At 63.5% G+C, this 24,540-nt stretch carries 23 protein-coding genes and 3 pseudogenes; 14 read left to right on the top strand and 12 right to left on the bottom strand.

All coding sequences use genetic code 11. The features are described 5' to 3' along the window. Positions 1-32 precede the first annotated feature (32 nt). The 5 genes from A7A09_RS01745 to A7A09_RS01725 are packed head-to-tail and all read left to right on the top strand — an operon-like array spanning position 33 to position 4,967. Entirely contained in the window at positions 33-1,127 is a 1,095-nt protein-coding gene (locus A7A09_RS01745) for a M24 family metallopeptidase (RefSeq protein ID WP_106689725.1), read from the top strand. Further along, a complete protein-coding gene (locus A7A09_RS01740) occupies positions 1,127-2,134 on the top strand; it encodes an ABC transporter permease subunit (protein WP_106689723.1) in 1,008 nt (335 codons plus the stop codon). Before A7A09_RS01745 ends, A7A09_RS01740 begins: the two co-directional genes overlap by 1 nt. Further along, positions 2,134-3,036: an ABC transporter permease subunit gene (locus A7A09_RS01735; RefSeq protein ID WP_106689721.1), complete on the top strand. Its 903-nt coding sequence runs from the start codon at positions 2,134-2,136 to the stop codon at positions 3,034-3,036. Before A7A09_RS01740 ends, A7A09_RS01735 begins: the two co-directional genes overlap by 1 nt. A gap of 3 nt (positions 3,037-3,039) precedes the next feature. Further along, complete coding sequence (locus A7A09_RS01730; protein ID WP_106689719.1) at positions 3,040-4,017, top strand: ABC transporter ATP-binding protein; 978 nt, start codon at positions 3,040-3,042, stop codon at positions 4,015-4,017. Then, positions 4,014-4,967 (top strand): ABC transporter ATP-binding protein, encoded by a 954-nt coding sequence (locus A7A09_RS01725; RefSeq protein ID WP_106689717.1) that lies wholly within the window; start codon positions 4,014-4,016, stop codon positions 4,965-4,967. The genes A7A09_RS01730 and A7A09_RS01725 overlap by 4 nt, the downstream gene beginning before the upstream one ends. A 202-nt stretch (positions 4,968-5,169) precedes the next feature. On the opposite strand, the pseudogene A7A09_RS01720 reads toward A7A09_RS01725, so the two are convergent. Next, positions 5,170-5,633 (bottom strand): annotated as a pseudogene (locus A7A09_RS01720) (GatB/YqeY domain-containing protein). 182 nt (positions 5,634-5,815) lie between these two features. Here A7A09_RS01720 and carA point away from each other — a divergent pair. Next, complete coding sequence (gene carA / locus A7A09_RS01715; protein WP_106689715.1) at positions 5,816-6,964, top strand: glutamine-hydrolyzing carbamoyl-phosphate synthase small subunit; 1,149 nt, start codon at positions 5,816-5,818, stop codon at positions 6,962-6,964. A gap of 79 nt (positions 6,965-7,043) precedes the next feature. Next, on the top strand, positions 7,044-9,098 hold the full coding sequence (locus A7A09_RS01710) for a glycosyltransferase (RefSeq protein WP_106689714.1): 2,055 nt from the start codon (positions 7,044-7,046) through the stop codon (positions 9,096-9,098). A 33-nt stretch (positions 9,099-9,131) separates the two neighbouring features. Here A7A09_RS01710 and A7A09_RS01705 read toward each other — a convergent pair whose 3' ends face one another. Continuing rightward, positions 9,132-11,933: a [protein-PII] uridylyltransferase family protein gene (locus tag A7A09_RS01705; protein ID WP_106689712.1), complete on the bottom strand. Its 2,802-nt coding sequence runs from the start codon at positions 11,931-11,933 to the stop codon at positions 9,132-9,134. Positions 11,934-12,121: 188 nt separating this feature from the next. On the opposite strand from A7A09_RS01705, the pseudogene A7A09_RS01700 reads away from it, so the two are divergent. From A7A09_RS01700 to ilvN, 3 genes and pseudogenes are all read left to right on the top strand, one after another. Next, positions 12,122-12,960, top strand: a pseudogene (locus A7A09_RS01700) (arginyltransferase). A 163-nt stretch (positions 12,961-13,123) separates the two neighbouring features. Beyond that, complete coding sequence (locus tag A7A09_RS01695; RefSeq protein ID WP_106689710.1) at positions 13,124-14,878, top strand: acetolactate synthase 3 large subunit; 1,755 nt, start codon at positions 13,124-13,126, stop codon at positions 14,876-14,878. Between the two features lie 69 nt (positions 14,879-14,947). Continuing rightward, positions 14,948-15,508 (top strand): acetolactate synthase small subunit, encoded by a 561-nt coding sequence (gene ilvN / locus A7A09_RS01690; protein WP_106689708.1) that lies wholly within the window; start codon positions 14,948-14,950, stop codon positions 15,506-15,508. A 47-nt stretch (positions 15,509-15,555) separates the two neighbouring features. Here the strand turns inward: ilvN and A7A09_RS01685 are convergent, their stop codons facing one another. Continuing rightward, complete coding sequence (locus A7A09_RS01685) at positions 15,556-15,882, bottom strand: hypothetical protein (protein WP_148043601.1); 327 nt, start codon at positions 15,880-15,882, stop codon at positions 15,556-15,558. 269 nt (positions 15,883-16,151) lie between these two features. Then, positions 16,152-16,913, bottom strand: a complete 762-nt coding sequence (locus A7A09_RS01680) for a M48 family metalloprotease (RefSeq protein ID WP_106689704.1) — start codon at positions 16,911-16,913, stop codon at positions 16,152-16,154. A 141-nt stretch (positions 16,914-17,054) separates the two neighbouring features. On the opposite strand from A7A09_RS01680, the gene A7A09_RS01675 reads away from it, so the two are divergent. After that, positions 17,055-17,300 (top strand): DUF8831 family protein, encoded by a 246-nt coding sequence (locus A7A09_RS01675; protein WP_106690029.1) that lies wholly within the window; start codon positions 17,055-17,057, stop codon positions 17,298-17,300. Here the strand turns inward: A7A09_RS01675 and A7A09_RS01670 are convergent. Next, on the bottom strand, positions 17,297-17,545 hold the full coding sequence (locus A7A09_RS01670; protein ID WP_106689702.1) for a DUF167 domain-containing protein: 249 nt from the start codon (positions 17,543-17,545) through the stop codon (positions 17,297-17,299). The two genes, A7A09_RS01675 and A7A09_RS01670, sit on opposite strands and share 4 nt — an antisense overlap. Positions 17,546-17,663: 118 nt before the next feature. Between A7A09_RS01670 and A7A09_RS01665 the strand changes: the two genes are divergently transcribed. Together A7A09_RS01665 and A7A09_RS01660 are read left to right on the top strand one after the other, a co-directional pair. Continuing rightward, complete coding sequence (locus A7A09_RS01665) at positions 17,664-18,236, top strand: nitroreductase family protein (protein WP_106689701.1); 573 nt, start codon at positions 17,664-17,666, stop codon at positions 18,234-18,236. After that, entirely contained in the window at positions 18,233-18,952 is a 720-nt protein-coding gene (locus A7A09_RS01660) for an EI24 domain-containing protein (RefSeq protein WP_106689699.1), read from the top strand. The genes A7A09_RS01665 and A7A09_RS01660 overlap by 4 nt, the downstream gene beginning before the upstream one ends. Here the strand turns inward: A7A09_RS01660 and A7A09_RS01655 are convergent. Together A7A09_RS01655 and mce are read right to left on the bottom strand one after the other, a co-directional pair. Further along, a complete protein-coding gene (locus A7A09_RS01655) occupies positions 18,903-19,175 on the bottom strand; it encodes a DUF1467 family protein (protein WP_106689697.1) in 273 nt (90 codons plus the stop codon). The two genes, A7A09_RS01660 and A7A09_RS01655, sit on opposite strands and share 50 nt — an antisense overlap. After that, positions 19,175-19,579, bottom strand: a complete 405-nt coding sequence (mce, locus tag A7A09_RS01650) for a methylmalonyl-CoA epimerase (RefSeq protein ID WP_106689695.1) — start codon at positions 19,577-19,579, stop codon at positions 19,175-19,177. The genes A7A09_RS01655 and mce overlap by 1 nt, the downstream gene beginning before the upstream one ends. A 173-nt stretch (positions 19,580-19,752) precedes the next feature. Between mce and A7A09_RS01645 the strand changes: the two genes are divergently transcribed. Further along, entirely contained in the window at positions 19,753-20,445 is a 693-nt protein-coding gene (locus A7A09_RS01645; protein WP_106689693.1) for a response regulator, read from the top strand. Between the two features lie 15 nt (positions 20,446-20,460). Here the strand turns inward: A7A09_RS01645 and A7A09_RS01640 are convergent, their stop codons facing one another. The 5 genes and pseudogenes from A7A09_RS01640 to A7A09_RS01625 form a co-directional block, all read right to left on the bottom strand. After that, on the bottom strand, positions 20,461-21,174 hold the full coding sequence (locus A7A09_RS01640) for a GNAT family N-acetyltransferase (RefSeq protein WP_106689691.1): 714 nt from the start codon (positions 21,172-21,174) through the stop codon (positions 20,461-20,463). 14 nt (positions 21,175-21,188) lie between these two features. Next, positions 21,189-22,963, bottom strand: a pseudogene (gene aspS, locus A7A09_RS01635) (aspartate--tRNA ligase). Positions 22,964-23,024: 61 nt separating this feature from the next. After that, a complete protein-coding gene (locus tag A7A09_RS21255) occupies positions 23,025-23,342 on the bottom strand; it encodes a CPBP family glutamic-type intramembrane protease (protein ID WP_245999076.1) in 318 nt (105 codons plus the stop codon). After that, positions 23,303-23,683 carry a hypothetical protein gene (locus A7A09_RS21250; protein ID WP_245999074.1) on the bottom strand — a complete coding sequence of 127 codons (381 nt, stop codon included), beginning with the start codon at positions 23,681-23,683 and terminating at the stop codon, positions 23,303-23,305. The genes A7A09_RS21255 and A7A09_RS21250 overlap by 40 nt, the downstream gene beginning before the upstream one ends. Continuing rightward, a complete protein-coding gene (locus A7A09_RS01625) occupies positions 23,656-24,444 on the bottom strand; it encodes a glycoside hydrolase family 25 protein (RefSeq protein WP_106689689.1) in 789 nt (262 codons plus the stop codon). The genes A7A09_RS21250 and A7A09_RS01625 overlap by 28 nt, the downstream gene beginning before the upstream one ends. Positions 24,445-24,540 lie beyond the last annotated feature (96 nt).

The raw sequence follows: 24,540 nt of genomic DNA, 5'->3' as shown, positions 1-24,540 counted from the left end.
TTCATGCGTCCCTCAGGACCGGATGCCAGATCATGCCAGACAGATACACAGATTTCCGCCGCATCGCGGCCGAGCTTGGAGCCGACGCGGTCGCGCTGGTTCCCGGCGCCAATTTCACGCGCCTCTACCGCCATGAGTTCATGAGCCATGAGCGCCCGTTGGTGGTGGTGATTCCCGTCAACGGACCTCCGGCGGCGGTGGTGCCCAACCTCGAATTGTCCAGCTTTGCGGAGCTCGGATTCGAGGGCGAGGTTTTCGACTGGCGCGACCAGGTGGGTTACGCCGGTGCCTTCGCCGCCCTGGCCGGGCATCTGCCCCTGGATTCGGTCGCGGTCGAGGGGCAATCCATGCGGGTCTTCGTCGAGCTTGCGCTGCGCGAGGCCTATCCGGGCCTGGGCATCGTGGATGGCGAGGCGCAGATCACCGGTCTCAGATACAGCAAGACACCGGATGAAATCGCCGCGATGGAGCGCGCCATCGCCATATCCGAGGCCGCGCTTGGCGAAACGCTGGACCAGGTGCGCATCGGGCAGACCGAGAAACATGTCGAACGGACGCTGGTGCAGGCCCTGTTCGCCCATGGCGCGGAGGAACAGGCCTTCGGTGCCCTGGTTGCCGCCGGGGCGCATAGCGCCGCCTCGCATGCCCATGCGCGGGACGATTACGCCTTGCGGGCGGGCGATCCTCTGCTGATCGATTTCGGCGCGCGTTGGGGCGGGCTTTGCGCCGATATTACCCGCACCGCTTTCGTCGGGCATGTCACTGACGAGGCCGCCTCGGTCTATGAAACCGTGCTGGCGGCCAATCGGCGCGGGCACGAGATCGCCGCACCCGGCGTGACCGCGCATGAGGTCGATGACGCGGTGATCTCGATGCTGGAGGCATCCCCCTATGCCGACCGGATCCGGACCAAGACCGGCCACGGGCTGGGCCGCGATGTCCATGAGGCACCCTATGTCATGCGCGGCAATCATCAGCGGCTGGAGCCGGGCGTCGTATTCACCAACGAACCGGGTCTCTACAAGACCGGCAGCTTCGGTATCCGGATCGAGGACGATGTGCTGATCACCCCTTCGGGCAACCGCTCTCTGACGACATTCCCACGAGATATCAGGATCGTAGGCTGATGCTGAAATTCATCCTTTCGCGGCTGCTGACCTTCCTGCCCACCTTTTTCGGGGTAACGCTGATCTCGTTTGCCTTCATCCGCCTTCTGCCCGGCGATCCGATCACGGTGCTGGCGGGCGAGCGCGGCATCTCGGCCGAGCGCCATGCCGAACTGATGACGGAATTCGGCTTCGATCAACCGATGCTGATCCAGTATTGGGACTATCTCAAGGGCGTCGTCCAAGGCGATCTCGGGCAAAGCCTGGTGACCAAGAAACCGGTATGGGACGAGTTCTTCACGCTGTTTCCCGCGACGCTGGAACTGTCGATCTGCGCGATCATCTTCGCGGTGGCGCTCGGATTGCCCGCCGGCGTGATCGCGGCGGTGAACCGGGGCAAGTTCTTTGACCGGCTGCTGATGTCCTCGGCGCTGGTCGGCTATTCGATGCCGATCTTCTGGTGGGCGCTTTTGCTGATCATCGCGTTCTCCGGCTGGCTTGGCTGGACCCCGGTCTCGGGACGCATCAGCCTGATGTATTATTTCGACAGCGGCACCGGCTTCATGCTGATCGATTCACTCCGGTCCGGGCAGGATGGCGCCTTCTGGTCGGCGGTTCACCACCTGATCCTGCCGACGATCGTGCTGGGCACCATCCCGCTGGCCGTGATCGCGCGGCAAACCCGCTCGGCCATGCTCGAGGTGCTGTCCGAGGATTACATCCGCACCGCTCGCGCCAAGGGCCTTGCGCCCTTTCGGGTCAACGGCGTGCATGCCCTGCGCAATGCGCTGATCCCGGTGATCACGGTGATCGGCCTGTCGGTCGGCACATTGCTGGCCGGGGCGATCCTGACCGAGACGATCTTTTCCTGGCCCGGCATCGGCAAATGGATGGTCGATTCGATCTTCCGCCGGGATTACCCGGTCGTGCAGGGCGGGCTGCTGCTGATCGCCGTGATGGTGATGATCGTGAACCTGATCGTGGACATGCTCTACGGTTTCATCAACCCCAAGATCCGGAAACGCTGATGACCGAAACGAGCGAAACAGCATCCCAAGCCACCGACCGTCCCGGTCCGCTGCGCGAATTCTGGTATTATTTCCGCGAGAACCGGGGCGCGGTCATGGGCCTGTGGATCTTCGTGGCCTTCGTCCTTGTCGCCCTGTTCGCGGATCTGATCGCACCGCATGATCCGACCGCGCAGTTCCGCAAGAACCTGCTGCAACCGCCCTTCTGGCAGGAAGGCGGCAGCATCGCCTTTCCCCTGGGCACCGACGCGCTCGGGCGGGATATCCTGTCAAGGCTGCTGCACGGGGCGCGATATTCATTCTATGTCGGTATCGTCGTGGTTACGGTGGCGGCCTCGGGCGGGATCGTGATCGGGCTGATCGCCGGTTTCGCGCCGCGCTGGCTGGACGCGATCATCATGCGGATCATGGATATCATCCTGGCCTTTCCCTCGCTGCTGCTGGCGCTGGTGCTGGTGGCGATCCTCGGCCCTTCGCTGACCAATGCCATGATCGCCATCGCCATCGTCCTGCAGCCCCATTACGTCCGCCTGACCCGCGCCAGCGTGCTGTCGGAACGTAGCAAGGATTACGTGACCGCCGCTCGCGTGGCGGGTGCGGGCAGGCTGCGGCTGATGTTCGTCACCGTGCTGCCCAATTGCCTTTCGCCGATCATCGTGCAGGCGGCGCTGTCGTTCTCGACCGCCATCCTGGATGCGGCGGCCCTGGGTTTCCTGGGCATGGGCGCGCAGCCGCCCACCCCCGAATGGGGCACCATGCTGGCCGAGGCGCGCGAATTCATCCTGCGCGCATGGTGGGTGGTGACCTTCCCCGGCCTTGCCATCCTGGTCACGGTGCTGGCCATCAACCTGATGGGTGACGGGCTGCGCGACGCGCTCGACCCGAAACTGAAGCGGAGCTGATCCATGCCCCTGCTTGAAATCCGCAATCTCTCGGTCGATTTCGCCACCTCCTCGGGGCAATTCCGCGCCGTGGACGGAATCGACCTGTCGGTGGACAAGGGCGAGCTGCTGGCCATCGTCGGCGAGAGCGGCTCGGGCAAATCCGTGTCGATGCTGGCGATGATGGGCCTGCTGCCCTGGACCGCGACGATCACCGCCGATGTCATGAGCTTTGACGGCCATGACCTGCGCGCGCTCGGCCCGCGGCAGCGGCGGCGGATCGTCGGCAAGGACATGGCAATGATCTTCCAGGAGCCGATGTCCTCGCTGAATCCCTGTTTCACCACCGGTTTCCAGATCAAGGAGGCGCTGCGCCTGCATCTTGGCCTTGACCGCAAGGCCCGTCACCGGCGCGCGGTGGAACTGTTCGAGATGGTCGGCATTCCCGCCCCCGAGGACCGGTTGAAGGTCTTTCCGCACCAGATGTCAGGCGGCATGAACCAGCGGGTGATGATCGCCATGGCCATCGCCTGCGGTCCCAAGCTGCTGATCGCGGATGAGCCGACGACGGCGCTGGACGTGACGATCCAGGCGCAGATCCTCGACCTGCTGACCGGCTTGCAGCGCGACAGTGGCATGGCGCTGATCCTGATCACCCATGACATGGGCGTGGTGGCCGAAACGGCCGAGCGGGTATCGGTGCAATATGCCGGCCAGAAGGTCGAGGAACAAAAGGTCGCCGACCTGTTCGAGACACCGCATCATCCCTATACCGCCGCTCTGCTGGCCGCCCTGCCCGAGCGCGCCACCTCGCGCCATTTGCCGACCATTCCGGGCGTGGTGCCGGGGCAGTTCGACCGGCCCAGGGGGTGCCTGTTCAGCCCACGCTGCAAATTCGCCGACGATCGCTGCAAGGCCGAGCCTCCGGCCCCGGCGGGCTCCGGGCTGGGCCTCGCGCGGTGCCACTATCCCCTGAACGCCAGATCGGAGGTTTCGGCATGAATGCCCCCGTGGTCAAGGCAGAGAACCTGTCGCGTCACTACTCTGTCAGGGGCGGGCTGTTCTCGGGTTCCCGTATCCTGCGCGCGGTCTCGGACACGAGCTTCGAATTGCAGCCCGGAAAGACACTGGCGGTGGTCGGGGAATCCGGTTGCGGGAAATCCACCCTCGCCCGGCTGATCACCATGATCGAGGAACCGACCTCGGGCAGTTTCACGATCGGCGGCGTCGAGGCCAGCCCGGCCAATCGCAAGCAGTTGCGGACCGATGTGCAGATCGTGTTCCAGAACCCCTATGGCTCGCTCAACCCGCGCCAGAGGATCGGCGCCGTCCTGACCGAGCCGCTCAAGATAAACCGCCCCGACATCACGGCCGGGGAACGCACCCGCCGCGCCCGCGAGATGCTGGCGCTGGTCGGGCTGCGGCCCGAGCATTACGACCGCTACCCGCATATGTTCTCGGGCGGGCAAAGGCAGCGCATCGCGGTCGCCCGCGCGCTGATGCTGGAGCCCAAGCTGCTGGTGCTGGACGAGCCTGTCTCGGCGCTGGACCTGTCGATCCAGAGCCAGATCCTCAACCTGCTGGTCGATCTGCAGGAACGGCTCGGCCTTGCCTACCTGTTCATCAGCCATGATTTGTCGGTGGTGAAACACATGGCCGACGACATCATCGTGATGTATCTGGGCCGCCCGGTGGAAATGGGCAGCAAGGACGCCATCTTCGCGCATCCGCGCCACCCCTATACCAAGGCGCTGCTCTCGGCCACGCCGGTCGCGGATCCGCAAGGCAAGCGCAACCGGATCAAGCTGGAGGGTGAGTTGCCCTCACCCCTGGACCTTCCCACCGGCTGCGCCTTCGCGCCGCGCTGCTGGAAGGCGCAGGAGCGTTGCCGCGCAGAGAGGCCCGAACTGGGGGCCGTCACGCACGGGGCCGCCTGCTTTTTCCCGGAATGATCCCCAAACCGGTTCCGGATGGCCGCTGCTACTTCAAAGACGGCCCGGCACTTCTTCTTCACGCAAATATCCCGCAGGGGGTTGTCGGGTGGTGCGCCACTGGTTCGAGAACCACCCGGCGACGGGGATGCGAAATCCCCCAGCTCTTGTGGGATACCCCCGGCATTCCGATCCCCGGCGAGGATACGGTGCCGACCGGGTCTCAGTGCAGCAGGCGCTGCTTGACCATTGCGCCGACCGCTCCGAAATCCATCTGCCCGGCATGGCGTGCGCGCAGTTCGGCCATCACGCGCCCCATGTCGCGGACGCTGGATGCGCCCAGATCCGAGACCACGGCATCCACGGCCTGCGCGACCTCTGCATCGTTCAGCTGGCGCGCAGGAATTCCTGCACCACCTTGATCTCGTCCTCTTCCTTCTGCGCAAGCTCCAGGCGGCCGCCCTCTTCATAGGCCTTGGCCGATTCCTGGCTTTGCTTGACCATCTTCGACAGGATCGCGATCAGATCGGCATCGCTCAACCCGGCCTCGTCGCCGCCTTCTCCGCGTGCGGCGATCTCCCTGTCCTTGATGGCGGCGGAAATCAGGCGCAGCGTCGAGAGACGCGCATTGTCCTTGGACTTCATCGCCTCCTTGGTGGCAGCTTGCAATTTGGCTCGCAGGTCCATGATACACTCCCGGGATGATCCCATATGCCTTGCGCCCCGGTCCGGGGCAGGCGGAAAGATGGCGATCTAGGCAAAACGAACGCAAAATTCAAGCTGTCATCGTCCTCAAATGGGATGGCAGCGCTTGACCTCGACCGCTGCCACCCCTATTCACCGGCTGATTTCACGACAGAGGTGCCGACATGGCCACAAAACCCACCGCCTGCCTTGTGCTCGCCGACGGGACCGTTTTCTACGGTCGAGGCTTCGGGGCCACCGGCGAGGTCGTGGCCGAGCTGGTCTTCAACACGGCGATGACCGGCTACCAGGAGATCATGACCGATCCTTCCTATGCCAGCCAGGTCGTCACCTTCACCTTCCCCCATATCGGCAATACCGGGATCACCCCCGAGGATGACGAGGCGCAGGATCCGGTCGCAAGCGGCATCGTCGTGCATTGGGACCCGACCGCACCCTCGAACTGGCGCTCGGCCGGCGAGCTGTGCGACTGGATGGAGCGGCGCGGCCGGATCGGTATCGGCGGCGTGGACACGCGGCGCCTGACCCGCGCGATCCGGCAGCAGGGCGCACCGCATGTGGTGCTTGCCCATGATCCCGATGGCGATTTCGATCTCGAGGCGATGATCGCCCGGGCCCGTGACTGGAAGGGGCTTGTCGGGCTCGACCTGGCCAAGGAGGTCAGTTGCGCGCAAAGCTATCACTGGGACGAGGGAAGCTGGGAATGGGGCGAGGGCTTCGGCAAGAATCTCGAAGAAAAGCCCTTCAAGGTCGTGGCGCTGGATTATGGCGCCAAGCGGAACATCCTGCGCTCGCTGGTCACGCATGGGGCCGATGTCACGGTCCTGCCCGCGACGGCTACCGCCGAAGAGGTGCTGGCACATGAGCCCGAGGGGGTCTTTCTGTCGAACGGCCCCGGGGATCCCGCCGCAACGGGCAGTTACGCCGTGCCGATGATCCGGGAACTGCTGAACCGCGACCTGCCGATCTTCGGCATTTGCCTGGGGCACCAGATGCTGGCGCTGGCCCTGGGCGCACAGACGGTCAAGATGAGCCACGGCCATCACGGCGCCAACCATCCGGTTCGCGACAACGAGACCGGCAAGGTCGAGATCACTTCGATGAACCACGGTTTCGCGGTCGATTCGCAAAGCCTGCCCAAGGAAGTGATCGAAACCCATGTCAGCCTGTTCGATGGCAGCAATTGCGGTATCCGCGTCGCCGACAAGCCGGTCTTCTCGGTCCAGTATCATCCCGAGGCCGCACCGGGACCGCAGGACAGCATGTATCTGTTCCGCCGCTTCGTCGATTCGATGCGCAAGCGCAGGGTCTGATTCGCGGCTGCGGGCGGCTTAACCCCGTCTTAACAGAAGCTGTGCGATGACGGGATGTTCCCCAGAGGACATCCCGACCATGACCAGTTTCCGTCATACGACACCGATTGCCGTCACATCCCCGCCAAAGGCGATGCCCCCGGCGGGGCCGTCGCATCCTCCGGCTCCGACAGCTTCGCTTGGGCAATGCCTGATCGATGACGGCGCGGTTGATCCGGCCCATCTGCTGAAAGCCGCGGTGATGCGCCATCGGCAATATGTGCCGCTCGAGCGTATTCTCCTGATCAATGGCTGGGTCACGGCCGAGGCGCTGCTCCGGGCCCAGTCCCGGCAATGGCGCGTGGATGTAATCGATCCGCAAGAGTCCCCCCCGGATCCGCGCCTGATCGATCTCATCGGGGCGGAGCATTGCCTTGCCCGCAATATCCTGCCCTGGCGCCGCATGGGCGGTGTTACCTGGATCGCGACCTGCGATCCCGAGCGTTTCATGGAATCGATCGCCGAACTGCCATCCGAACTTGGCAGGATACGCATGTTGCTATGCCGGGAAGACCAGATAGAGGCCGCCATCCTTTCGCTGCGCCGAGGCGAGCTGATCCGCAAGGCCGAGGCCCGAGTTCCGGCCCGCGAAAGCTGCCGGACACGAAATCACCGGTTGTTTGGCTGGGCGCTTGTCGTGGTCATGGCGGTGCTGGCACTGGGTTTCTGGCAAGCCCCCCGGTCTGCCCTGACGGCATTGACGATAATCTGCACCCTGGGCTTGCTTGCCCAGACCGGGCTGAAGCTGATCTGCTTTATCACGGCTTTGCGATCCGCCCGGGAAGAGCGGCGGCGAGGCCGATTTCCCGCCGCCCACGATACCGGGGATCGACAGCAGCCGCCGCCTTTGCCCACCATATCGGTTCTTGTGCCGTTATTTCAGGAGGGCGACGTGGCACGCGCCCTTGTCGCGCGGTTGTCGCGAATCCGCTATCCGCGGGAACTCATGGATATCCTGATGGTCGTCGAGACCGGCGACAAGATCACCAGGGACGCGCTGAGCACTGCCTGCCTGCCCCGCTGGATCCGTGTGATCGAGGTGCCGGACGGTCCGATCCGGACCAAACCCCGTGCGTTGAATTATGCCCTGAACTTCTGCAAGGGCAGCATTGTCGGCATCTGGGATGCCGAGGATCAGCCCGATCCTGATCAGTTGCATCGCATCGCCCGGCATTTCCGTGACGCGCCGCGAAAGCTCGGCTGCGTTCAGGGGGTGCTGGATTACTACAATCCCCGCAGCAACTGGCTGGCTCGATGTTTCACCATCGAATATGCCGCATGGTTCCGGGTCATGCTGCCCGCGATCGCTCGCCTGGGGCTGGTGCTTCCACTGGGCGGCACGACCTGCTTCTTTCGCCGCGAAGCTCTTGAGGATGTCGATGCCTGGGATGCCTGGAACGTCACCGAAGACGCGGATCTGGGGGTGCGTCTCGCCCGGCGCGGCTGGCGAACCGAGATGATCGACACCACCACCGAAGAAGAGGCCAATTGCCGTCCCCTGCCATGGATCAGGCAGCGCTCACGCTGGCTCAAGGGCTTCGCCATGACCTGGGGGGTTCATATGCGCTCTCCGTGGCGATTGTGGCGGGATCTCGGGACATGGCGCTTCATCGGTTTCCAGGTCCAGTTCCTGGTCATGCTGACCCAGTATTTGCTGGCTCCGGCGATCTGGGGCTTCTGGCTCTTGTGCCTCGGCCTGTCCTATCCACTCCAGGAACCGTTGCAGGCCATGTTCGGAGCCTCCGCGATACCGCTCCTGCTCGGGTTCCTGCTTGGTTCGGAAATGCTCAATATCGCTGTCGGGATGTTTGCGGTCCGCAAGCACACGCACCGGCACTTGCGGCCATGGGTGCTGACGATGCAGGTGTATTTCCCGTTGGGATGCATCGCGGCCTGGAAAGCGTTCCATGAATTGCTCAGGCGCCCATTCTACTGGGACAAGACCGCCCATGGCATCTTTCCGGCCACGACCCCGGACATCGCGGCAGAGGGTCCGCCGGAAACGGTCGCATTGCCGGTTCTGGGGCATATCGGCACGGACGCGGCGGAAAAGCCGACCACCACGGACCGGGATCGGACCGGCACGGCGGCGTGACTTTCCCATTTCGCGCTCCGGACGGACCTTGGATCAGCCCTCCGAGCCGGTGACCCCTCGCAATTCATCCGCGATCCTGTCGGCGGCGTGGTCCGTGGCCTCCTTCAGAGACGAGGTGAGTTCCCCGGGATCGGCGCAATCACATTCCCGCAGCAGAAACTCCTGTCCTCCTCGCCCGATTTCATCGAAATTCATCGCCTTCTCGGTAAGCAATCGCCCCGAGGCGTGCAAACGCCACAGGAAGCGGTGAACCGACGACAGCCGATCGGCGGCCTCGCCTGCCAGTATTCCAGAGCGGCGGCCCGCCCGCAATTGGGCGATGGTGCCGCGCGCCGGGTCTCCGGCCCGCAATGCGCAGGATTGCGCGATCAGGTCGATATCCTGCAGCCGACCGGGACCGATCTTCGTCTCCCATGCCCCGCTTGCGGATTTGGCCGCGAAAATCCTTTCCCTCATTGCCGCGAGATCGGGCATCACGCGCGGATCCTGCCCGCGTTCCCGCAGCACCGACAGGCGCAGCGCCTCGACCTGCTCGGCCAGCCCGGTGGCCTTCTCACCGGCCATCGCGACGACGCGGGCACGCGTCAGGGCCAGATGCTCCCATGTCCAGGCCTCGTGCATCTGGTAGTTCTCGAAGCTTTGGACCGAGGTCGCCACCGGCCCCTGCCGCCCGGAGGGGCGCAGCCGCATATCCACCTCGTAAAGCCGTCCCTCGGCGGTGGGGGCCGAGATCGCGGTGATCATCGCCTGCGTCAGCCGCGAATAATAGGGCCGGGGCGCCAATGGGCGCGGGCCATCGGAACTGTCGGCCCCGTCGGCATCGTAGATCACGATCAGATCGAGATCCGAGCTGGCATGCAGTTGCCGCGCGCCCAGTGAACCCATTCCCAGGACCACCGCCCCCCGCCCCGGCGGCGCGCCATGGCGGCGGGCGAAATCGGCGGCCGTCACCGGCATCATCGCCGCAAGGCAGGCATCGGCCAGATCCGCGTATTGGATCCCGGCCTCATCCGCATCGATCAGCCCGCGCAGGTGGTGCACGCCGATCCGGAAATGCCATTCATGCGCCCATCTCCGGGCCGCGTCCAGCGCCCGCTCGTAACCACCATCCGGAGCGGTCAGCGCCCCCTGCAACGCCCCCGCCAGTTCTTCGCGCAACGCCTGCGCCCCCGGCCATGGCGCGAAGAAACTCCCTCCGAGAACCGCATCCAGAACTGCCGAGTGGCGGGCCAGGTAGTTGGCCAATCCCGGCGCCGTACCGCAAATATCGACGATCAATTCGATCAGTTGCGGATTGGCGTCGAATAACGAGAACAGTTGAACCCCTGCGGGCAATCCGGCAAGAAAACTGTCGAACCGCACAAGAGCCTCGTCCATGTGACCCGAGCGGGCCATGCGCGACAGCAATTCGGGCTCGACCCGGTTGAAAATCTCGCGTGCCCGGTTCGAGCGTATCGCGGGATATCCGGCCCATCGAGCGATGATCGCCTGCGCGTCCTGCGAAAGCTCGGGGCGCTCGCGGCTGTCACCGGGGGCAAAGAAGGATTCGGTCAGCTCATGCACCCGTGCCAGCCGTGATTTCAGCCGGGCGGACCAGGCGTCCACGTCGCTTTCCCCCATCATCGCCGCGATCACCGCCAGGCCCTCGCGATCCTTGGGCAGGCTGTGGGTCTGCGCGTCGTTCACCATCTGGATGCGATGCTCGATCTCGCGGTGCTCGCGGTAATGCTCGGTCAATTCGCGCGCCACGTCTTCGGGAATCCAACCCTTCGCCGCCAGCGCCGCCAGCCCGCCCACCGTATCGCGCCGCCGCAGGTCGGGATCGCGCCCACCGGCGATCAACTGCCGGGTCTGGGTGAAGAACTCGATCTCGCGGATGCCGCCCCGGCCCAGCTTGATGTTGTGGCCGGGAACCTCCAGCCGCCCGCCCAACCCCTTGTGATCGCGAATGCGCAGCCGCATGTCATGGGCATCCTGAATGGCGGCGAAATCGAGATGCTTGCGCCAGACGAAAGGCCGCAGCTCTTGCAGGAAACGCTCGCCCGCCGCGATATCGCCCGCCGCCGCACGGGCCTTGATGAAGGCGGCACGCTCCCATGTGCGCCCTTCCGCCTCGTAATAGGCCAGCGCGGCAGAGGCCGAAATGCAGACCGGCGTCACCGAGGCATCCGGGCGCAGGCGCAGATCGGTGCGAAAGACATAGCCATGCTCGTTCACATCCGACAATGTCGCGGCCATCTTGCGGGTGGCGCGGATCAGGGCCGCGCGGGCCTCGTGCTGATCGTCATCGGCATAGGCCGCATCGTCATAGATCACGATCAGGTCGATATCCGAGCTGTAATTCAGCTCGCCCGCGCCGCCCTTGCCCATGGCCAGCGCAAAGATACCGCCCGCATCCGCCTGCGTCTCGGGCAGCTTGCCGCGCCGGATTTCATGGGCGACATGCACCCGCAAGGCCAGATCGACAGCACGATCCGCCAGGTCGGAGAGCGCGCCGGTGACCTGCTCCAGCGACCAGACCCCGCCCAGATCGGCCAGCGCGGCGAACAGTGCAACCCTCTGCTTGGCTCGGCGCAGCGCGGCGGCCAGCCCGGCCGCATCGAGATCTTCGAACCCGGCGGTTTCCCGCGCCACCACGTCTTCATGCCGCAAGGCCCCGGGCAGCCATTCGGCCTCGCGTTCCAGCAGGCCTGCGAGATAGGGGCTGGTGCCCGCCACGCCTTCGATCAGTTCCTGCACGGGTCGCGGCAAGCTGACAAACAATTCACGCAGCGACTCTGCGCGGTTCCGGTCCAGGGGCAATGGTTTGCGGGTGATACGGGCTGCGAAATCCATGCCCGTCACACTATCCGAAGCCCCCGCCCCGTCAACGCGCAAACATCGCGCAGGCCATGCCTTTCCGCGCTTGGCCTGCCCGGGAAAGATTGTTAGGCTTCGTCCCGTAACAGTATCCTGACAGGGTGTTCAGCCCGCATGCGCATGATTGGCACCGACACGCAAATTCACCATACCGGACAGGCCTGATGCGCCACACATTGCCACAGGCGCCCCAGTTCTATGTGACGGCTCCGCAACCCTGCCCCTATCTGCATGGCCGGGCGGAACGGAAGCTGTTCACCGCCCTTCAGGGCGAGAATGCGACGGAACTGAACAATGCCCTTTCGCGGCAGGGCTTCCGGCGTTCGCAGAATGTCCTGTACCGGCCCAGTTGCGAAAGCTGCGTGGCCTGCATGTCGGCGCGGATACGGGTCTCCGATTTCACGCCCTCGCGGACGCAACGGCGGCTGCTGCGGCGCAATGCCGGTTTGCGCCGCATGAACATGACGCCCTGGGCAACCGAAGAGCAATATGAACTGTTCCGCAGCTATCTGGATCGCCGCCACGCGGATGGCGGCATGGCGGATATGGACGTGTTCGAATTCGCCGCGATGATCGAGGAAACGCCGGTTCAGACCCGTATCATCGAATATCGCTGCGACGGGGCCGAGCCCGAAAAACTCGTGCAAGGCGACGATCACCTGGCGGCGGTCTGCCTGACCGATGTGCTGGATGACGGGCTGAGCCTTGTCTACAGCTTCTATGATCCGGCGCTGCAATCGGCGAGCTTGGCACCTATATCATTCTCGATCATGTCGAGATCGCACGCGCGAGCGGGCTGCCCTATGTCTATCTGGGCTATTGGGTGCCCGGCAGCCGCAAGATGGATTACAAGGCCCGCTTCTCGGCGCTCGAAATCTACAAGGGCGGTGTCTGGCAGGCGCTCGGACGGCCGGAGGACCACTCCAACGAGGCGCATCCCCTTTCCATCGATCCCATCGTCGAGCAGGTCGCGCGTATCGCCCTGCCGCAGTTCGATCGCTGAGATTTCTGCCGACTCGCGAAAGAAAATTTCAATTTCAGGGCGATTGGCGTCATTTTTACCGCCGAATCCCATTGACCCTTCCGAATGGCGACCATAATTTGCGCCGACGCGGCGGCGGGCCCTGCTCGTGCGCCGCGAGATTTTGTCAGATGGAGTAGAGAAGATGTCCCGAATCATGACGGGTGCGAGAATGGTCATCGAAGCGCTGCGCGATCAGGGCGTCGATACCGTATTCGGCTATCCGGGCGGGGCGGTACTACCCATCTATGACGAGCTGTTCCAGCAGAACGACATTACCCATGTGCTGGTGCGTCACGAACAGGGCGCAGTGCATATGGCCGAGGGCTATGCCCGTTCGACCGGCAAGCCCGGGGTTGTCCTGGTGACATCGGGGCCGGGCGCGACCAATGCCGTCACCGGGCTGACCGATGCGCTGATGGATTCGATCCCGCTGGTCGTCCTGTCGGGGCAGGTTCCGACCTTCCTGATCGGCACCGACGGGTTCCAGGAAGCCGATACGGTCGGGATCACGCGTCCCTGCACCAAGCATAACTGGCTGGTGAAGGACACGGCGGATCTGTCGGCCACGATTCACAAGGCTTTCCATGTCGCCACCTCGGGCCGTCCCGGGCCGGTGCTGATCGACATCCCCAAGGATGTCCAGTTCGCCGAGGACGCGTATCAGGGGCCGAAGCAGATCGATCCGCCGCGTTATCAACCCGTGCGCAAGGGGAGTGTCACCGCGATCACCCGGCTGGTCGAGCTGATCGAACAGGCCGAGCGACCGATCCTGTATACCGGCGGCGGCGTCGTCAATTCCGGTCCCGGTGCCAGCCAGTTGCTGCGTGAACTGGCCGATGCGACGGGCATTCCGGTCACCTCGACGCTGATGGGGCTGGGCGCTTATCCCGCCTCGGGCAAGAACTGGATCGGGATGCTGGGGATGCACGGTCTCTACGAGGCCAACCTGGCGATGCATGGTTGCGACCTGATGATCAATATCGGCGCGCGCTTCGACGACCGGATCACCGGCAGGATCGCCGAATTCAGCCCGGATTCGGTCAAGGCGCATATCGATATAGATCCCTCCAGCATCAACAAGGTGATCCATGTCGATATTCCGATCATCGGCGATGTAGGTCATGTGCTGGAGGATCTGCTGAAGATCTGGAAATCGCGGGGCCGCAAGGTGAATACGGCGGCGCTTGGCAAATGGTGGGAACAGATCGAGGGCTGGAAGAGCAAGAACTGCCTGTTCTATCGAAACAGCGACACGATCATCAAACCGCAATTCGCCCTGCAACGGCTGGAGGCGCTGACCAAGGGGCGTGACCGCTACGTTGCCACCGAGGTGGGCCAGCACCAGATGTGGGCAGCCCAGTTCCTGCATTTCGACGAACCCAACCGCTGGATGACCTCGGGCGGGCTGGGGACGATGGGTTACGGCCTGCCCGCCTCGATCGGTGTGCAGATGGCCCATCCGGAAGCGCTGGTCATCAATGTTGCGGGCGATGCAAGCTGGCTGATGAACATGCAGGAGATGGGAACCGCAGTGCAGTTCCGCCTGCCGGTCAAGCAGTTCATCCTGAATAACGAGCGGCTTGGCATGGTGCGGCAATGGCAGCAATTGCTGCATGGCGAGCGCTATAGCCAGAGCTGGTCGGACAGCCTGCCCGATTTCGTCAAACTGGCCGAAGCCTTTGGCTGCAAGGGGGCACAGGTCCAGGATCCGAAGGACCTGGATGACGCCATCCAGCAGATGATCGATTATGACGGGCCCTTCATCCTTGATGTGCTGGTCGAGAAACATGAGAATTGTTTCCCGATGATCCCCTCGGGCAAGCCGCATAACGAAATGCTGCTGGGCGATGCCGAAACGCAGGGGGCGATCCAGGGGGCCGGGGCGGCGTTGGTCTGATCATCTGCGGGCGGGGGCCAGCCCCCCGCACCCCCGGGATATTTACATGAAGAAGAACAGGGGCGAATCATGAATGCGTTGAACATCCAGAAGGGCGCGTCGAGTCATTCGGCCTATGATCTGCGCGATCCGAATGCGCAGGTCGAGGAGAGCCATACGCTGGCCGTGCTGGTCGAGAACGAACCCGGCGTGCTGGCCCGCGTGATCGGGCTGTTTTCCGGGCGCGGTTACAATATCGACAGCCTGACCGTGGCCGAGGTGGATCATACCGGGCATCAATCCCGGATCACGATGGTCACCAGCGGCACCCCCGCGGTGATCGAGCAGATCAAGGCCCAGCTTGGGCGGATCGTGCCGGTGCATGAGGTGCATGACCTGACTGTCGAAGGCCCCGCGGTCGAGCGTGAGCTGGGACTGTTCAAGGTCTGCGGTCAGGGCGACAAGCGGGTCGAAGCGCTGCGGATCGCCGAGATTTTTCGCGCCAATGTCGTCGATTCGACACTTGAGAGCTTTGTCTTCGAGCTTGTCGGGACACCTTCGAAACTGGACGCCTTTGCCGAGCTGATGCGCCCGCTTGGATTGTCCGATCTGGCCCGGACCGGGGTCGCAGCCCTGGCGCGGGGCATCTGAAACGAATTTCGGCGAGGACGGTTCCCGTTGTCGCCGAAAACGCGGACTTACCCGCAGCGCGTCTTGCAGGGCGGACAGGTATAGTCGCAGACCGGAAAGGCAACACTCGTGCAATTGGGATCATAGGGGCATCGCAATTCCCGGGGGACCGTCGTGCCCTTCTCTTGCGGGACATGTGAAACGCGCCGGGCGTGACGTGTTGTGCCGACGAGTTCATTCTCGAGTTCGACCAGATCGCCGGGGCGGGGCCAGTAAGAGGGATCCCGCAACTGCCCGCGCCCTTCGAGATAGGCCAGCGATGCCTGATCCTCACACCAGATCACGGCACGTTCACTCTCTTCCCTGTCCCAGATGACCACGCCGATCATTGGCATTCCTTCTTTCTGCGCCCGCCATCCGGCGAGCGGGTTACTCGCGCATTCCCCGCGATCACCACTAGCATGCCGGATCTGAAAGAGCGCTTAACAAAAACCGAATATCGGGGCGGTCACGCGCCCCGCCGTCCTGAGCGCAGCAGATAGGAGATGAAAGGCGCGAACACAACCTAAAGAAGAATTGAGTTACCCGACGTCACCTCACGGGCGACACACCCGTCGCTCGGAACAGCGTGTTCCGGGGACAGTAGAATGTAAAAACTGGCGGTTCAGCGGGTTTTTCCGCTACGCACATCCGCGATCGCCCGTTCAACCTGAGCAAGCCTCGCGGCCCTGGGAGGATGGCTGCCAAGCACGCGGTTCCCCGGATCGGGCAGCCGTTCGAAGAAGCGGGCACCGTTCCTTGGATCAAAGCCGGCGTTCAGCGTAATGACCGCGCCCAGATAATCCGCCTGAAGCTCCCACTCCTTGGAATAATAGCTCGCCCCGACCGAGGCGCCGATCTTCTGCGCCGTCGCGATTGCCGATTCGTTGCTGCCATAGACCGAGGCAATGCTTCCCAGGATCACCGCGCCCGCCGTGGCCGCACCCGCCTTGCGATCCAGGTGGTTCAGGATGTGATGGCTGGCTTCATGCCCGACGACAAAGGCGATCTCATCCGCGTTGCGGGTTGCGGCGATCAGGGAAAGGGTGAAGCCGATGATCGGGCGGCCATTGTTATCGATGGTCTGGAAGGCGTTCGGTTCAAGCCCCGGCCGATCATCGACGACAAACTGGAAATCGCAATTGATCGGCTGCGTACGCCGCTGCAGGCATTCGCGTTCGACCGCCGGTTCCATCCTGCGCATCACGCTGACAAAGGTACGGGCGGCCGCGTCGGGAGAGCTGATATTCGTCGCCGGGGCGGGCTGCGCCGCGACCGGCTGCGGCGCCGTCTGCCCTGCGGGTGGGAGCGGTGCGCAAGCGGACAGGGCGGCCATCCCTGCCAGAACCAATGCCGCTATCTGCGATTTTCCCGGAGTTCTGCTCATCCCGCCTTGTTCCCTCGTCTCGTTTGACGCGATTACCCATCGCGTGATTGCCACTTTATCCCGACACTGTTGCCGCGCAAGCCCCACCCCTTGTCCGCCCCCCTGTTTCACGCGATTGTCGGCGGAATCAAGGAGGCCAAGATGTTCACCATCGAGCACGAGTTCGACGCCACGGTCATAACCCTCATAGACGAAACCGAGCCGCATACCCGCCCGCTGAACGAGGATGTGGTGATCCTGACATTCGATGACCGGGTGGTCGTCGAACAGATGAATCCCGATGGCAAAGAGGTCACCCGGATCACCTTCACGATGCATCAGCTTGCCGAATTACGGCTGGCGCTGAACCTACCGGAAGGGAACTATCGCATAGAAAAAGAAGATTAATCCAACCGGAATACCTTGTCGCGCGAGGTGGCTCCCCGCAAAAGCGTCAACCGCGATTTCGCCACTCCCATCGATTTCGCGAGCAGCTTGACAACCGCGGCATTCGCCTTTCCATCCTCGGGCGGAGCCGTCACATGGACGCGGATCGTATCCTCATCGAGGCTGATCGCATTGCGCCGAGCCCTGGGTGTCACCCGCAACCGGATTTCGGCGCCTTCACGGGCAAGATGGCTGAGATCGATCATGCCGCCCAGAATGCCGCCCCACCCGTATACCTGCAATCCCTTACAGCTTGCATCGCCGCACGGGCTCTGGGAAAACCGCCTTCGCCTCCCTATCTGTGGCCCGCCAAAGGAGAGTTTCATGGAATACCGCAACGAGGCGGCGCTGGAATTTCTGACCGCGCGCCGCTCGCATCCGCCAAAGCTGCTGAACGAACCTGCGCCCGACCGCGACCAACTGTCGGAACTGCTCACGCTGGCTGCCCGGGCACCTGATCACGGCAAGCTGGAGCCCTGGCGTTTCGTCGTGCTTGGCCGTGCGACGCTGGATCGTTTGCAGCCAGTCCTGCGGCAAGAGGTGCTGGCCGAAGGACAGGACATGGCAGCAGCGGAAAAGGCCGCTTCGGCCTTTGCCTCCCCGGTGATCGTCGCGGTGATCTCCTCACCCGTGGAAAGCGCGAAGATCCCGCGATGGGAGCAGGTCCTGTCCGCCGGCGCGGTCTGCCTGGGCCTGGTGAACGCCGCGCTCGCCTCGGGCTGGGGCGCGGCATGGCTGACGGGTTTCGCAGCGACGAACGAGAATTTCGCGCGCACCCATCTGGGCCTGCGGGATGGTGAGCGGGTGGCCGGGCTGGTTCATATCGGCACGCGGGGCAGTCAGCCGCCGGAACGCCCCCGCCCCGATATCGCGGCCAAGACGAGCTGGCTGGAATGACCCTTACCACCGCTTTGTTCCGTGCATGGGGCGACTTGCTGCGCCCGCGCATCCTTTCGCTGGTGCTGCTGGGGATCGGGTTGACCATCGGGCTGTTCATCGCCTTGCAAGCCGGAGCATTCTGGCTGATCCGGCTGTTCACCCCCGGCAGTCTCACCCTGCCCTGGATCGGCGCGATCGATATCGGCAATGCGCTGTCGTGGAGTTCGCTGGCGCTGTTTCCGCTGATGGGCTTTTTCCTGATGGCTCCGGTTGCCGCCGGTTTCTGCGGCATTTTCGCTGAACGCGTGTCAGAGGCGGTCGAAGATATCCATTATCCGGCGGCCCGGGGCCAGCCGATGGATTTCCTGGACGGGTTGCTGGAAACGCTGGCCCTGATGGTTGCCATGATCGGCGTGGCGATCCTGTCGCTGGCGCTGACGCCCTTTCTGGGGCCGCTCGCGCCGATCCTGTTTTACGGTGCAAATGGCTGGCTGCTGGGAAGGGAGTTCTTCCAGATGGCCGCAAGGCGGCATCTGCAGGGACCGCAGGCCACCGCCCTGCGCAAGCAGAACAGCGGCAGGATCACCCTGGCAGGGGCGCTGATCGCGGTGCTGTTGACGGTGCCGGTGGTGAATATCATTGGGCCGCTTCTTGCCGCCGCGGCCTTCACCCATCTGTTCCACCTTATCCGCGGAAGATCAGGTCAAAGCGCTCCAGTTCCTCGCGGCCGATGACGCCGCCCAGGATCACCCAGGCAATGACGGCCCAGATCACGCCGGCAATCACCGTCGTCCAGATCAGCTTGGGCCCGATCACGAAATCCGCAGGGGCACCCGCCGGCGTGCCGGGAACGACCTCACCGGCATCGGCCTGCGATCTCTGCCCGATCAGCACGACGATGAACAATGTCAGGAACCACAAGACCGCGTATAGGACGATTCCGCCTGTCAGGTTCATCAGATCTGCTCCAACTCGATCAGGCAGCCATTGAAATCCTTGGGATGCAGGAACAGCACCGGCTTGCCATGCGCGCCGATCTTGGGCTCGCCATTGCCCAGGACCCGCGCGCCCTCAGCTTCGAGCCTGCCCCGTGCGGCAAGAATGTCCTCGACCTCGTAACACATGTGATGGATGCCGCCTGACGGGTTCTTCTCGAGAAAACCCTTGATCGGGCTGTCATCGCCCAGGGGATGGAGCAACTCGATCTTGGTATTGGGAAGCTCTATGAAAACGACGGTCACACCGTGATCGGGCTCGTCCTGCGGAGGGCGGACGGTCGCCCCGAGCGTATCTCGATACTGGGCCGCCGCCGCCTGCAGGTCGGGCACGGCGATGGCAACATGGTTCAGGCGTCCGATCATATCAACCTCCGTTTGCCCGTGTTTCTAGGCCCTGCGCGGCCGGAGTGAAAGCAAAACCGGAACGATTAACCTGGCGTTAGCACCCCGCAAGCAAGCTGGTCCTGTTTCCAGAGAATCGCGGGGTGAAAGATATGATATCAGTAGTCACGACGGAACCCGGGCCTCCCTTGCCGATGCGGATCGTGGCACGGCCTGAACGCCCACTCGCCGGATTGACCGTGCTTGCGGTGGAGGATTCGCGCTATTCGAGCGAAGCCTTGCGGCTTCTCTGCATGCGTTCGGGCGCGCGCATGCGGCGGGCGGATTGTCTTCGTTCGGCCAATCGGCATCTGCTGAGCTATCGCCCCGACGTGGCGATCATCGATCTCGGCCTGCCCGATGGCGATGGCACCGAACTGATCCGCTATCTTGCCAGGGCCACCCCCCGGCTTCCGGTGATCATCGGCCTTTCCGGCGATCCGGGATCACGCGAAGAGGTCATCGCAGCGGGTGCGGACGGTTTTTTGTCGAAGCCGCTGGAAAATCTCGCGATCTTTCAGCAGGCAATCCTGTCGGTCCTGCCCGCGAATATGCGGCGGTGGAGCCCGATCGCCGTTCCCAATGACCTGATCATGCCCGACGCTGCTTCCCTGCGCGAAGATCTGGCCCATGTGGCGGATATTATCTCCGGCATCACCGACACGTCCCGGATCGCCTATATCGCCCGCTTCCTGGAAGGCATTGCCCGGTCGGCACATGACGAAGCCCTGGAAGCGGCGGCCACCGCATTGGTCGAAGATCACCGGGCAGATCGTGCGGTCGCGACCGATCTGGCGCGAATCAGCGGCATGGTGCAGGACAGGCTCACCCGGACCGCAGGACATTAGAACCGCCCGGCACGCTCACCGCCGGCCTGGATCATCCCTACGCCCCGGCAGCGCCTGTTCGGTCAGCGAGGACAGGTTCCGCAGCTGCCGCCCCTCGGCGTCGAAATTCGAGGCCGCCAGCCATTGCCTATAGGCAGCGTCCAGGGCGGGCCATTCATCATCGATGATCGAGAACCACGCCGTATCGCGGTTGCGGCCCTTCACGATCATATGTTGCCGGAACTCGCCCTCGAACCGGAAACCGAAGCGGAGCGCCGCGCGGCGGGAAGGAGCGTTCAGCGCATTGCATTTCCACTCGACCCGGCGATAGCCGGCCTCGAAGGCCCAACGGATCATCGCCATCAGGGCGGCGCTGGCGGTCCGACTGCGCTGCAGGGCCGGGCTCAGCATGATATTGCCGATCTCGATCACGCCATTGGCACGGTCGATGCGTATGAAGGACGCCACGCCCGCCGCCTGTCCGGTCTGCGGATCCATGATGGCGTAAAAGCAGGGGTCGGACGGCGCGGCCACCTGTGCCTGCCAATCGCGATAGGCTTCGAGATCGGGAAAGGGGCCGTTGGGCAGGTAATCCCAGACATGATCGGCATCCCGCACCGCGTTGAAGATCGGCTCGGCATGGCGTTCGGGATCAAGCCGTTCCAGCCGCACCCAGATCCCATCGATGTCCGGGACATCCGGAGCGGGCGGTGACGTGAAATCCGAAAGCGTTTTTCCCATCCCGCTCATTCCGCCCCTCTCATTCACTCTTGCGGCAGCACCCGCAGCCGCAATTCGCGCAGCTGCTCATTCGTAGGCTCGCTCGGAGCGCCCATCATCAGGTCCTCGGCACGCTGGTTCATCGGGAACATGATGACTTCGCGGATATTGGCCTCATCTGCCAAAAGCATCACGATCCGATCGATCCCCGCCGCACAACCGCCATGCGGAGCGCGCCATATCGGAACGCCTTGACCATGCCGCCAAAGCGGCTCTCGACCTCCGAGGCCGGGTAGCCAGCCAGTTCAAAGGCCTTGAACATGATTTCCGGCTTGTGATTCCGGATCGCGCCCGAGACCAGCTCGTAGCCGTTGCAGGCAAGATCGTATTGATAACCCTTGATCGCCAGCGGATCGCCCTCAAGCGCCTCCATCCCGCCCTGCGGCATGGAGAACGGGTTATGGCTGAAATCGATCTTGCCCTCGTCGGTCTTCTCATACATCGGGAAATCGACGATCCAGGCGAATTTGAACTGGTTCTCGTCGGTCAGCCCCAATTCGCGGCCGATCTCGTTGCGGGCACGGCCAGCCACCGCCTCGAAACTTTCCGGCTTGCCGCCAAGGAAGAATGCCGCGTCGCCTTCACCCAGCCCAAGCTGTTGGCGGATCGCCTCGGTACGTTCGGGACCGATGTTTTTCGCAATCGGACCGGCGGCCTCTGTCTGGCCATCCTCGCCCTTGCGCCAGAAGATATAGCCCATGCCGGGCAGGCCTTGTTGCTGCGCGAATGCATTCATCCGGTCGGCGAATTTACGGCTGCCACCTGTGGGCGCAGGAATGGCGCGGATCTCGGTGCCGTCCTGTTCCAGAAGTTTGGCGAAGATCGCAAAGCCCGAGCCACGGAAATGCTCGGACACGACCTGCATCTCGATCGGGTTACGCAGGTCGGGCTTGTCGCTGCCATATTTCAGCATCGCCTCGGCAAAGGGAATGCGCGGCCAGTCGGCATCGACCGGGCGCCCGTTGCCGAATTCCTCGAACAGGCCCTGGATGACCGGCTGGATGGCGGCAAAGACATCCTCCTGCTCGACGAAAGACATTTCGAGGTCGAGCTGGTAGAAATCGGTGGGCGAGCGGTCGGCGCGGGGATCCTCGTCGCGGAAGCAGGGGGCGATCTGGAAATACTTGTCGAAGCCCGCCACCATGATGAGCTGCTTGAACTGCTGCGGGGCTTGCGGCAGCGCATAGAACCTGCCCGGATGCAGCCGCGACGGCACCAGGAAGTCGCGCGCGCCCTCGGGGCTGGAGGCGGTGATGATCGGGGTCTGGAATTCGTTGAAATCCTGGTCCCACATGCGGTTGCGCAAGCTGCGGATCACCTTGGAGCGCAGCATGATATTGTCATGCAGGCTTTCGCGGCGCAGGTCGAGGAACCGATAGGCCAGCCGCGTTTCCTCGGGATATTCCTGATCGCCGAAGACCGGCAGCGGCAATTCCTCGGCGGGGCCGAGCACCTCGAGCTCCACCGCGTAGACCTCGATCTCGCCGGTGGGCAGCTTGGGATTGACCAGCGAAGCGTCGCGCAGTTTTACCTTGCCGTCGATGCGGATGACGGTCTCGGCCCGCAACCGCTCCATCGCGGCGAAGGCGGGGCTGTCGCTGTCGGCCAGCACCTGGGTCATGCCGTAATGGTCGCGCAGATCGACGAACAACACGCCCCCATGATCGCGAACGCGGTGCACCCATCCCGACAGGCGGACGGTTTCCCCGGCATTGGCGGCAGTCAGATCGCCGCAGTTATGGCTGCGATAGGCGTGCATGATCGATCCTCAGGTTGTTCAGCACCCGCATGAACCGCCTGAAAGCCGGGAAGTCAACCGGTCAGAAGGGCCGGACGACATTGCTGGACCAGAAATAATAGCCCATGCCCACCGCGAACAGCAGATTTCCGGCGACCGCATGCAAAATCCATGCGGCGGGAAAGCCGTGGCGCAGATAGGCGCGGGCGAATATCCAACCGCCGACGAAGGTCATCGCCGCCACGACCCAGGACCAGTACATCAGATGCGCGAAGGAAAAGATCAGCGCATTGATCGCGATTGCGCCCCGCCCCTCGGGCAAAAGCGAGCCGTAGCGGTGAAAGAACAGCGGGCGAAAGATCAGTCTTGCGGCAATGCCGACAGAAGCGGGTAAAAACACCAGATGACCGCCAGAAAGCCCGGGTTCGTCCTCAGGATCGCGAATAGCGCATCGGGACGGACCAGTGACAGGATAGCAATGCCCGAGACCAGCGTGGCAAGGGCGATGCCCAGCACCTCCCACCACGGGATGCGCCGGCCACGGGCAAGGTTACGCCAGCGGAAGCCGCCCGTCCGCCAAAGCAGCAGCAGACCTGCGACGCTGAAGACGAACAGGGCGGTGAACATCCGCTGCGGCGGCAGGAACAAGGCGATGGCCAGCGGCGCCCCGATATAGAGCGCCGCGAACTCGGCCATCAGCCAGAAACGCGGTCTTACCGCGTCAGACGTGTCTGCAACCATCGCGACCAATCCGCAGCAGAGCCTGCAAAGGCGTTCAGATCGACATTCCCCCGAATGCCGGGAACGGTTCCGGTGCCAGTATATTGCCAGAAGCCCCAACGCTGACCCGGATAGACCTTACTTGGGTGGTCGGCGACCGAACGCAACCAGAATTCAGCCCGCAAATCGCCCAGCCTGTTGTCGCGATAGAAATCGACGGTGGTATAGACGATCGGCCTCTGCCCGTAATGGCGTCCGACGATATCGAGGAAGATCGACGCCTCGCGCTTGACCTCGGATGCCGGGGGACGGCGCGGGCAGGTCTTGGAATGGGTCCATTCGATATCCAGCACCGGCGGCAGCGAACCGCGCTCGCGCGGGACATTGCGGATGAACCAGCGCGCCTGTTCCGCCCCGCTGCGGCAGAAGTAATAATAGTGATAGGCGCCACGGGGGATCCGTGCACCGGCGGCCTCGCGCCAGTAGCGATGGAAATTGGGGTCGATATGATCGCCGCCTTCGGTCGATTTGATGAAGGCAAAGCTGATTCCCGCACCACGCACCCGCCGCCAGTCGATATCGCCCTGCCAACGGGAGATGTCGATGCCATGCACCTGATGCTTGTAGGGATGCCCCCAGCCCCAGTCATGCGGCGCACTGTCGCCAAGCTGCGGATTGGCGCCCGGCCCCGGCGCACCATATCTGCCGCCTGACGGCGTCCTTGCACAGGCCACTGCCAATACCAGCATGAGACCCAGTAGTACCTTGGTAAAATGGCGCATTGCTGCCCTCGCTCCTGCCTCGTTTACCCTGCCGCGTTTGCCGCGGCTTTTGTCCGTTATCGCAAACCCGTGAGATAAAGTCACCGGGCCGTGACG

Origin of the sequence: Paracoccus methylarcula (genome assembly GCF_003007735.2) — a bacterium.
Lineage (GTDB): Bacteria > Pseudomonadota > Alphaproteobacteria > Rhodobacterales > Rhodobacteraceae > Paracoccus > Paracoccus methylarcula.
This window is presented reverse-complemented; position numbering and strand designations above follow the sequence as displayed.

Coding starts and splice junctions, on each gene's coding strand:
- A7A09_RS01640 (WP_106689691.1), bottom strand. CDS start 21,174: ATGAGCGGGATGGGAAAAACGCTTTCGGATTTCACGTCACCGCCCGCT.
- A7A09_RS01745 (WP_106689725.1), top strand. CDS start 33: ATGCCAGACAGATACACAGATTTCCGCCGCATCGCGGCCGAGCTTGGA.
- A7A09_RS01655 (WP_106689697.1), bottom strand. CDS start 19,175: ATGAACCTGACAGGCGGAATCGTCCTATACGCGGTCTTGTGGTTCCTG.
- ilvN (WP_106689708.1), top strand. CDS start 14,948: ATGAATGCGTTGAACATCCAGAAGGGCGCGTCGAGTCATTCGGCCTAT.
- A7A09_RS01695 (WP_106689710.1), top strand. CDS start 13,124: ATGTCCCGAATCATGACGGGTGCGAGAATGGTCATCGAAGCGCTGCGC.
- A7A09_RS01710 (WP_106689714.1), top strand. CDS start 7,044: ATGACCAGTTTCCGTCATACGACACCGATTGCCGTCACATCCCCGCCA.
- A7A09_RS01730 (WP_106689719.1), top strand. CDS start 3,040: ATGCCCCTGCTTGAAATCCGCAATCTCTCGGTCGATTTCGCCACCTCC.
- carA (WP_106689715.1), top strand. CDS start 5,816: ATGGCCACAAAACCCACCGCCTGCCTTGTGCTCGCCGACGGGACCGTT.
- A7A09_RS01725 (WP_106689717.1), top strand. CDS start 4,014: ATGAATGCCCCCGTGGTCAAGGCAGAGAACCTGTCGCGTCACTACTCT.
- A7A09_RS01625 (WP_106689689.1), bottom strand. CDS start 24,444: ATGCGCCATTTTACCAAGGTACTACTGGGTCTCATGCTGGTATTGGCA.
- A7A09_RS01670 (WP_106689702.1), bottom strand. CDS start 17,545: ATGATCGATCTCAGCCATCTTGCCCGTGAAGGCGCCGAAATCCGGTTG.
- A7A09_RS21250 (WP_245999074.1), bottom strand. CDS start 23,683: ATGGTTGCAGACACGTCTGACGCGGTAAGACCGCGTTTCTGGCTGATG.
- A7A09_RS01685 (WP_148043601.1), bottom strand. CDS start 15,882: ATGCCAATGATCGGCGTGGTCATCTGGGACAGGGAAGAGAGTGAACGT.
- A7A09_RS01665 (WP_106689701.1), top strand. CDS start 17,664: ATGGAATACCGCAACGAGGCGGCGCTGGAATTTCTGACCGCGCGCCGC.
- A7A09_RS01680 (WP_106689704.1), bottom strand. CDS start 16,913: ATGAGCAGAACTCCGGGAAAATCGCAGATAGCGGCATTGGTTCTGGCA.
- A7A09_RS01660 (WP_106689699.1), top strand. CDS start 18,233: ATGACCCTTACCACCGCTTTGTTCCGTGCATGGGGCGACTTGCTGCGC.
- mce (WP_106689695.1), bottom strand. CDS start 19,579: ATGATCGGACGCCTGAACCATGTTGCCATCGCCGTGCCCGACCTGCAG.
- A7A09_RS01645 (WP_106689693.1), top strand. CDS start 19,753: ATGCGGATCGTGGCACGGCCTGAACGCCCACTCGCCGGATTGACCGTG.
- A7A09_RS01740 (WP_106689723.1), top strand. CDS start 1,127: ATGCTGAAATTCATCCTTTCGCGGCTGCTGACCTTCCTGCCCACCTTT.
- A7A09_RS01735 (WP_106689721.1), top strand. CDS start 2,134: ATGACCGAAACGAGCGAAACAGCATCCCAAGCCACCGACCGTCCCGGT.
- A7A09_RS01705 (WP_106689712.1), bottom strand. CDS start 11,933: ATGGATTTCGCAGCCCGTATCACCCGCAAACCATTGCCCCTGGACCGG.
- A7A09_RS01675 (WP_106690029.1), top strand. CDS start 17,055: ATGTTCACCATCGAGCACGAGTTCGACGCCACGGTCATAACCCTCATA.